The organism is Methylobacterium sp. 391_Methyba4, assembly GCF_029691625.1.
GTDB lineage: Bacteria > Pseudomonadota > Alphaproteobacteria > Rhizobiales > Beijerinckiaceae > Methylobacterium > Methylobacterium fujisawaense.
In genome coordinates this window covers 5,414,447-5,422,500 of record NZ_CP121475.1, presented here as the reverse complement: position 1 = coordinate 5,422,500, position 8,054 = coordinate 5,414,447, and the positions used below count along the sequence as shown (strand labels likewise).

The window sequence follows — 8,054 nt, the reverse complement described above, 5'->3', positions numbered from 1 at the left end:
GAAGCGGATGTAGTGGGGCTCGCCGCGCGACGCAAGGGGCCGGGCGCAGGCCGGCCAAGCCCGGGATGCACACCTCCGCATCCGCGCCCGACCGACCGCCGCCGCCGCCGCATCGCCTGGGTCCTCCGCGGACCGGCGCTCTGGCAAGCGTCCTGTCCGGGCGCCCGAACCGATCCCCCTCGCGCGGCCGACAGGCCGGGCGCGCCGGCCGGGAACCTGCGGATCGCCGCGATCGCCGACGCCCGCCCCCGCCTGCGGCTCCCTGAAGAGCACCCGGCTCAGGGCCTGAGCGCAGCGGACCGGGCGGCGGCGAGCGGCATGATCGCATTCGCAGTCTTGAACGCAGATCAGGACCGCGATCTTCTGGTCCTTAAAGATGGAATTAGCATCTTCGCATCTATGGAGTCCTTGTTTCCAGCCGCAGCTTGCCCGGCGGCTCACTCCGAGGCCCCTTGGCATGCGCGCGGATCCCCAGCCTGCCGACCTGTCGCGCCGGGAGGCGGCGCGTCCGCCCCTGCCGGAGCGGGGCGTCGGGCGCGATCCCCTGCTCCCGTTTCTCGACGCGGTCCGGCAGGGTCTGCTGATGATCGACCCCACCGGGACGGTCATCGCGGCGAACGCCCCGGCCCGGCAGCTCCTGGCCGGCCTCAATGTCACGCTGCGGGTGCAAGCTTCGGCGATCCCGCTGCTGCGGGCCCTGCGGGCCGGGACCGCCCCGCCGCGGGGCGCCCTCCTGCGCAGCCTCCGCCGCGCGCTGGCCCGGCGGCAGCCGGTCGTGTTCGAGTTGCGGCACCGGGACCACACGGTCCAGGTGGAACTCCATCCCCTCGCGACGGGCGGCTGGGTCGTCTCGCTGGAGGATGTCAGCACCCGGAAGGCCACGGAAGCCCGGGCCGACGCGATGGCGCGGCGCGATCCCCTCACCGGTCTGCCGAACCGCCTGCTCCTGCGCGAGCGTCTCGCCGAGGCTCTCGCGCGTCTCGCGCGCACGGGCGAGTGCTGCGCCCTGCTGCTGATCGACCTCGATCGGTTCAAGCCGGTCAACGACACGCTCGGTCATCCGATCGGCGACGCGCTGCTGGAGACGGTCGCCGACCGCCTGCGCTCGACGGTGCGGCCCACCGACACGGTGGCGCGGATCGGCGGCGACGAGTTCGTCATCCTCCAGGCCGGGATCCGCGACGCGGCGGGCACGCAGGCCCTCGCCCGCCGCGTCGTCGACCTGATCGGCCGCACCTACATGGTGGAGGGCCATCTCCTGACGATCGGCGCCAGCGTCGGCGTGGCGCTGGCCCCCGAGGACGGGACCGACGCCGACCGGCTCCTGAAGAACGCCGACCTCGCCCTCTACCGGGCCAAGCTCGACGGCCGCGGCACCTACCGGTTCTTCGAGCCGGAGATGGATGCGCGCATGCAGGCGCGCCGCAAGCTCGAACTCGACCTGCGGCAGGCGCTCGCCCGGCGGGAATTCCAGCTGCACTTCCAGCCGCAATTGCAGCTCGCGAGCGGCACGCTGATCGGCTGCGAGGCCCTGATCCGGTGGCGCCATCCCGAACGCGGGTTGGTCTCGCCCCTCGATTTCATCCCGCTCGCCGAGGAGATCGGCCTCATCGTCCCGATCGGCGAGTGGGTCGTCCGCCAGGCCTGCCGCGACGCCATGACCTGGCCGGAGCACATGTCGGTGGCGGTCAACGTCTCGCCGGCGCAGTTCAAGAGCGACCGGCTGGTGGAGACGATCATCTCGGCCCTGGCCGGCTCGGGGCTGCCCGCCCGGCGGCTGGAGGTGGAGATCACCGAGGGCGTGCTGCTGCAGGAGAACGACAGGACGCTCCAGACCCTGCACCGGCTGCGGGAACTCGGCGTGCGCGTCTCCATGGACGATTTCGGCACCGGCTACTCGTCGCTGAGCTACCTGCGCTCGTTCCCCTTCGACAAGATCAAGATCGACCGTTCCTTCGTGAAGGATCTGACCAGCAAGCCCGACGGCGAGGCGATCATCCGGGCGATCGCCGGCCTGGGCAAGAGCCTGGGCATGACCACCGTCGCCGAGGGCGTCGAGACGGCCGAGCAGATGCAGCGCATCCGCCTGGAGGGCTGCACCGACGTGCAGGGCTACCTCATCAGCAAGCCCGTACCCGCCGAGGACCTGCGCCAGGTCTTCGCCGGCTTTCCGCAGACCTGATCACTCTCCCCTTCGGGACGCCTTGCCATGAGCGACCTCTACCGTCTCGTCTATGCCAGCAAGAACCTGCTGCAGGGCTCGGAGCCGGAGGTGATGGCCGCGGTCCGCCAGATCCTGGACGCGTCCCAGCGGAACAACGCGGCCCTCGGGGTAACCGGCGCCCTGATGTTCAACGCGGGCGCCTTCGCGCAGGTGCTCGAAGGTCCGCGTCGGGGGGTCGAGACGACCTTCGAGCGGATCCAGCGCGACCTGCGGCACGACGACGTCACGGTCCTGCAATGCGGCCCGGCGGAGAGCCGCGCCTTCGCCAACTGGTCGATGGCGTTCGTGGGCCAGTCGTCCAGCGGGCAGGCCCGCTTCAGCAGCCTCTCGGCCGAGAGCGGCTTCGACCTCGCGCGCCTCGACGGCGACCGGGTCTTCGCCATGCTGCACGGGCTCGTTCTCGAGGAAGAGGGATTTCCGGTCGTGGGGGCCGATCCCGTGGCGACAGCCTTCTTGGAGGCTGCCCCCGTGGAGGCCGCCCCCTTGGAGAGCGCTCCCGTGGAGCGCGCGCCCTTGGCGGCCGGGCCCGAGCCGCGTGCGGCTGCCGGGCTCGACGTCGCGCAGGTGCGGGCCGAGATCGCGCGGCTGCGTCCGGAGCCCGCATCCCAGGCCCCGGGACCGGCTCCTGCCGGGTCGGATCGGGCGCCGCGGGCCGCACCGGTCCTGCGTCGCCCCGCCGGGACGCGCGGCGCGACCGAAGCCGCCCTCAGCGTGCTCAAGGCGGCCCTGGCGAGCGAGCGGCAGCGTACGACCGACCTGCGGGCGGAGATCGACGGCCTGCGCGTCGCACTGGCCGCCTCCGCGGACCGGCTTGAGGTCCTGCGCGACGAACGGGACCTGTGGGCCGGACGGGCCGGTCTCCTGGCCCGCACCCTGGCGCAGGCGGCCGAGGGCGTGCGGGCCGCCGCACCGGCCGTGGCGGACGAGACGCCACCGGCGGCGGTGCGCGACACCCGCACCGCCTGACTCCGCCGCGGCGGGCGGGCGAAAGGGTGTCATCGTGGCCGATCTCGAAGGACCCGATGACGCGGCCGCACGACCTCCGGAGCCCCCGGGCATGACCGGTGGCGCCCTGGGCCTGCGCCTGTCCGCCATCGACAGGACCACCCTGTTCGACGCGTTCACCCCGCCGCGCGCACAAGGCCTGCGGCACTGGCACGCGGTCGTCATGCCCGGCCAAGGTGGCGACCCGACCGCCGGGGCGACACAGTCCTGCGCTACGGACTGTCCACCGTGATGCTCGGCTATCGGGCGGCGGCCCTGCTCCGCGCGCGGATCCGACGGGACAGGTCTTCGCCGGCTTGGCGCCCTGGCCGTGGCGTCGCCGGGCGCTGACCGTCCCAGCATGAACGCGCGACCGTTCTCTTGAAAGTCTGATACGTTCTGCATAAAGAACGCCCGTTCGCTCCGGTTGGACGGTGCGGACGATCTCTGCGTGGAGGACGAGGCGATGTCAGAGGGATTTGCGGCCCGTACCGTTGCGGCGGCCAACGGCGTGGCCCAGGACGCGGCCTTCGGCGCGGTGATCGCGCCGATCCACCTGTCGACGACCTTCAAGTTCCCGGCCTTCGAGCAGGCCGGACCCTATGACTACTCGCGTCTCGGCAACCCCACGCGGGACGCCCTCGCCGACACGATCGCCAAGCTCGAGGGCGGCGCCCGCGCCGTCATGGTGGCGAGCGGCATGGCGGCCCTCGATCTCGCGCTGTCGAGCCTGCGGCCGGGCGATCTCCTGGTCGCGCCGCACGATTGCTACGGCGGGACTCACCGGCTGTTGAGCTTCCGCGCCGCCCGCGGGCATTACCGCGTGGCCTTCGTCGACCAGACCGATCCGGACGCGCGGGCGGCGGCCCTGGCCGAGGGGCCGAAGGTCGTGCTGATCGAAACGCCCAGCAACCCACTGATGCGCGTGGTGGATATCCGACGCATCACCGCGGACGCGAAGGCGGCCGGCGCGCTGGCCGTGGTGGACAACACCTTCCTGTCGCCCGCCTTGCAGCAGCCGATCGCCCTCGGGGCGGATCTGGTCGTCCATTCCACCACCAAGTTCCTGAACGGCCATTCCGACGTCATCGGCGGGGTCGTGGTCGCCGCCGACAAGGCCGTTGGGGAGGAACTCGCCGCCTGGGCGAACACGATCGGGGTCACGGGCTCGCCCCTCGACGCTTATCTGACGCTCCGGGGCCTGCGCACCCTGTTCGTGCGGGTGGAGCAGCAGCAGCGCAACGCCGCCGTCCTGGCGGCCTTCCTGGAGGCGCATCCGGCGGTGGCTCGCGTGCATTACCCGGGACTGCCCACCGATCCGGGACACGCCCTGGCGAAGACGCAGCAGGCGGGCTTCGGCGCCATGCTGAGCTTCGAGCTCGTCGGGGGCCGTGCGGCGGTGAAGACCTTCGTGGAGGCCCTGCGGGTGTTCACGCTGGCCGAATCCCTGGGCGGCGTCGAGAGCCTGATCGCCCATCCGCCGACCATGACGCATGCGGCCATGGACCCGGAGGCGCGCGCCATCGCGGGCATCACCGACGGGCTGCTGCGTCTCTCCGTCGGCCTGGAGGCGGAAGCCGACCTGCTGGCCGACCTGTCGCGGGCCTTCGAGGCCCTGGACGGCTGAGCCGGCCGGTCACTCCTCCTCGACCACGCTGAACCCGGACTCGTCCTCGACCACCCGGAAACGGGCACGCTGCACGGTCCGGGAGCGCTCGACCGCCTCGTCGCGGCACTTGTCGACATGGGCGGCGCGGTTGACCACCTGCAGGTTCGGCGCCCCCCAATAGCCGAGCAGCACCGGCCAGGGCGCGTCGCGGTGTTCCCGCCAGACCCGGTAGAGCGGCAGGGTGTGGTCGACCTCGGCCGTCTTCAGCAGGCGCTTGCCGGTGGTGGTGCAGCGATGCCGCTGGCGGAGCTTCAGCGCCCGGACCTGGGCATGCGGCGCGATCCAGAACTTCCAGGCCGCGACACAGGCCGCGTGCCAGCCGGCATTGGTGTTGGGGGCGCCGCGCGCCCAGAGATCCCGGTGCCAGCCGAACCGGTAGACCGGCTGACCGCAAATGCAGCAGGCGCCCCGGCCGCGGGCGAAGGCCGGATCGCGGTAGGGTGCCGGCGGCATGCGGAAGCTTCCGGCCCGGCCCTCGGCCCCGAGCTGCCAGGTCCAGCCCTCCGGCGTCCCGGAGCGGGCCGCCAGCGCCCGGGCCAGCCGGTCGGCGCGGAGGATGTGGTTGCGCCAGTAGCTCTCGACGGCGAGCCGCGGTGTCGGCGGGATCAGCGGGCGCGCCAAGGCGTGCTGAAGGACCGGTGCCGGGAAGACCGACGGCAGGGCCCGTTCCAGCCGCGCCCGGGCCTGCTCGTTGCGGAGGGTGCGCCAGCTCGATGTGGTCATGGTGGACCGGTGGTAACCCGGCCGGCGCCGCGCCGCGACGGCGCCGCTGCAACAGCGGGCGGCCCCCGCACGCCCGACCTTCAGGGTTAAGAAAATGTTTCCCGTGAAACATCGCGCGGCTCGTCAGAAGCAGCATGGCCGCTCCGGTCCGGCTCAGAGATCCACCCCCATCGACAGGAGGTAGGTGCGCGGCGCGCCCTGAAAGAAGGTGCCGAACGACGCGACCCCGGTCCAGTACCGCGCGTCGGTCACGTTGAGGACGCTGGCCCGGAAGGTCGTCGGCCGCTCGGCGACGAGGGTCGTGTAGCGCAGGCCAAGGTCGAGGCGGGCCCAGGCCGGCAGGGCCTGGGTGTTCGCGAGGTCGACGAACTGCCGCCCGGTGGAGATGACGGCGCCGTTGAGCGTCAGGCCGGGCAGCCCGGGCAGGTCCCACTCGGCGCCCAGGCTCGCCTGGGCCTCCGGCACGCCGATCGGCCGGTGCCCGCGATTGGCGGCGAGCGCCGTCCGGACGAGGCGTCCGTCCAGCAGGGTCACGCCGCCGACCACGCGCACCTGCGGCGTGATCTCGCCAAACAGGCTCAGCTCGAGGCCGCTGACGCGCTGCTCGCCGGTCGCTGCGAAGCGCCCCTGCGGGCCGAGTTCGCCCGCGGGCTTCGTGATCCGGAAGGCGCCAAGCGTGGCGCCGAACCGGCCGAGATCGAGCTTCACACCCGCCTCGACCTGTCGGGCCACGTAGGGAGCGAGGATCGTGCCGGAATTGGTCGCTACCGCCGGGGCCACGTCGCCGCGGCTCAGGCCCTCGATGTAGTTGCCGTAGAGCGAGACCGAGTCCCAGGGCCGCACCACGAGACCGACCATCGGGGTCGTGGCGCTCTTGTCGTACGACGAGGCCAGCGTGCCGACATTCGACAGGTAATTGTGCGCCTCCACGCGCTGGCGGCGCACACCCAGGGTCAGCAGGACGCGCTCGTCGAGGGCCGACAGCGTGTCGGCCACCGCGATCCCCGACAGGGTGCTGTCGGACAGGCGGGGCCGGCCGATGCCGTAGATCGGCGCGATGTACGGGACGAGGGCCGGCACGTAGAGGTTCGACAGGTAGGCGCCCCGGCCGGGCGAGAACCGCCGTCCCGTCGCCTCGTCGTACACGGAGCCCTGAAGCGTGAGGGCGTGGCGGATGAATCCGGTCTCGAACCGGGCCCGGACGCCGGCGTCGTAGGTGAGCCGGTCGACGCCGAGGGCGTAGAATTGCGGCGTGCTGGTCGTGTCGCCGCGGCCGTTGAGGATCGTCGGTGCCGATTGGAAGTACCGCTCCACTCCGGTCTGCCCGCCGCCGACATCCGCGAACAGCGTGACCTGATCGGTCAGGTCGTACTCGGTGCGCAGCAGGCCGCCGCGATCGTCGACGTCCGAGTATTCCCAGGGCTGGGTCAGGTTCAGGCGACCGTCGGGCGCCCGCGGTACGGGCACGCCGGCCCGCAGGAGGAACGGGCGCAGCGGCGCGTTGAAGCGGTCCGTCTGCGCCAGCAGGTAGAGCCACGCGCGGAACCGGTCACCCTGGTAGTCGAGGGCCAGGGCCCCGACGCCGGTCGTCTCAGTCTGGCGGTCGAAGGGCGTGGCGCCGCCGTGCAGGCTGCCGACGACGCGGGCGCCCCATTCCCGTCCCGGCCCCCAGCGGCGGGCGACGTCGACCTGGCTGCCGCCCCAGGCGGTCGAGCCGTAATCCAGGGTGACGCGGGTCAGGTCCGCGCCGGCGCGCTTCGGGACGATATTGACCACGCCGCCGACCGCGCCGTTCGGCGACACCCCCGTGAGGGCGGCGGACGGCCCCTTTAGGACCTCGATGCGCTCCACGTAGTCGGTGAAGATGCGGAAGCTCGGGGCAATGCCGTAGAGCCCGTCGAAGGCGACCTCGCCGCTGGTGTTCTCGTTGGACGGGAAGCCCCGGATGGAGAAGGAGTCGAACGGCGCCCCCGTGGTCTGGGTGGCGCGCACCGACGGGTCGAGGACCAGGGTCTCGGACACCGTCCGCGCCTGCCGGTCCCGGATGAGCGTGTCGGTGTAGCTGGCGATGCTGAAGGGCGCCTTCTGGATCTCGGTATCGCCCAGCAGGCCGAGGCGACCGCCCCGCGCCACCTGACCGCCGGCATAGGCCGGGACCGGTCCGCGCGGCGCGGCCGCGCTCGCGACCGAGATTTCGTCGAGCTGGACCTCCCGGCCGGCCCCGGCCTCCTCCGCGCGGGCCGCGTGCAGCCCGGAACCGACGAAGCCCAGCAGGACAGCCATCGGGAGAACCGGCCGGGCCGCGCGCCGCCGGCGCCGGTTCCGCGCGGAAACCGACACCGAGAAATCTTGAGACCGCATTGTCGTGACGAAAGCTCCGAATCACGGAGCAAGGCAGCAAATATCTCTACGTGTGTCAAAAATACATTTGGATTAATTATAATTATATTCAGC

General features: G+C 72.0%; 5 protein-coding genes. 3 read left to right on the top strand and 2 right to left on the bottom strand.

Annotation, left to right across the window (positions count from 1 at the left end):
* Positions 1-457 precede the first annotated feature (457 nt).
* The 3 genes from P9K36_RS25515 to metB all read left to right on the top strand — a co-directional run bounded on the left by P9K36_RS25515 (position 458) and on the right by metB (position 4,835).
* The gene (locus tag P9K36_RS25515) at positions 458-2,182 is read left to right on the top strand and encodes an EAL domain-containing protein (protein ID WP_083683626.1); all 1,725 of its coding nucleotides are present in this window, start codon (positions 458-460) and stop codon (positions 2,180-2,182) included.
* A 27-nt stretch (positions 2,183-2,209) separates the two neighbouring features.
* Entirely contained in the window at positions 2,210-3,190 is a 981-nt protein-coding gene (locus P9K36_RS25510) for a BLUF domain-containing protein (RefSeq protein WP_043759669.1), read from the top strand.
* A 484-nt stretch (positions 3,191-3,674) separates the two neighbouring features.
* Complete coding sequence (gene metB / locus P9K36_RS25505; RefSeq protein WP_043761539.1) at positions 3,675-4,835, top strand: cystathionine gamma-synthase; 1,161 nt, start codon at positions 3,675-3,677, stop codon at positions 4,833-4,835.
* A gap of 9 nt (positions 4,836-4,844) precedes the next feature.
* On the opposite strand, the gene P9K36_RS25500 is transcribed toward metB, so the two are convergent.
* The gene (locus P9K36_RS25500) at positions 4,845-5,600 is read right to left on the bottom strand and encodes a hypothetical protein (RefSeq protein ID WP_043759667.1); all 756 of its coding nucleotides are present in this window, start codon (positions 5,598-5,600) and stop codon (positions 4,845-4,847) included.
* Between the two features lie 153 nt (positions 5,601-5,753).
* Positions 5,754-7,883, bottom strand: coding sequence for a TonB-dependent receptor (locus tag P9K36_RS25495; protein WP_043761536.1), 2,130 nt, complete (start codon positions 7,881-7,883; stop codon positions 5,754-5,756).
* Positions 7,884-8,054: the final 171 nt, after the last annotated feature.

Coding starts and splice junctions, on each gene's coding strand:
- P9K36_RS25515 (WP_083683626.1), top strand. CDS start 458: ATGCGCGCGGATCCCCAGCCTGCCGACCTGTCGCGCCGGGAGGCGGCG.
- P9K36_RS25510 (WP_043759669.1), top strand. CDS start 2,210: ATGAGCGACCTCTACCGTCTCGTCTATGCCAGCAAGAACCTGCTGCAG.
- metB (WP_043761539.1), top strand. CDS start 3,675: ATGTCAGAGGGATTTGCGGCCCGTACCGTTGCGGCGGCCAACGGCGTG.
- P9K36_RS25500 (WP_043759667.1), bottom strand. CDS start 5,600: ATGACCACATCGAGCTGGCGCACCCTCCGCAACGAGCAGGCCCGGGCG.
- P9K36_RS25495 (WP_043761536.1), bottom strand. CDS start 7,883: ATGGCTGTCCTGCTGGGCTTCGTCGGTTCCGGGCTGCACGCGGCCCGC.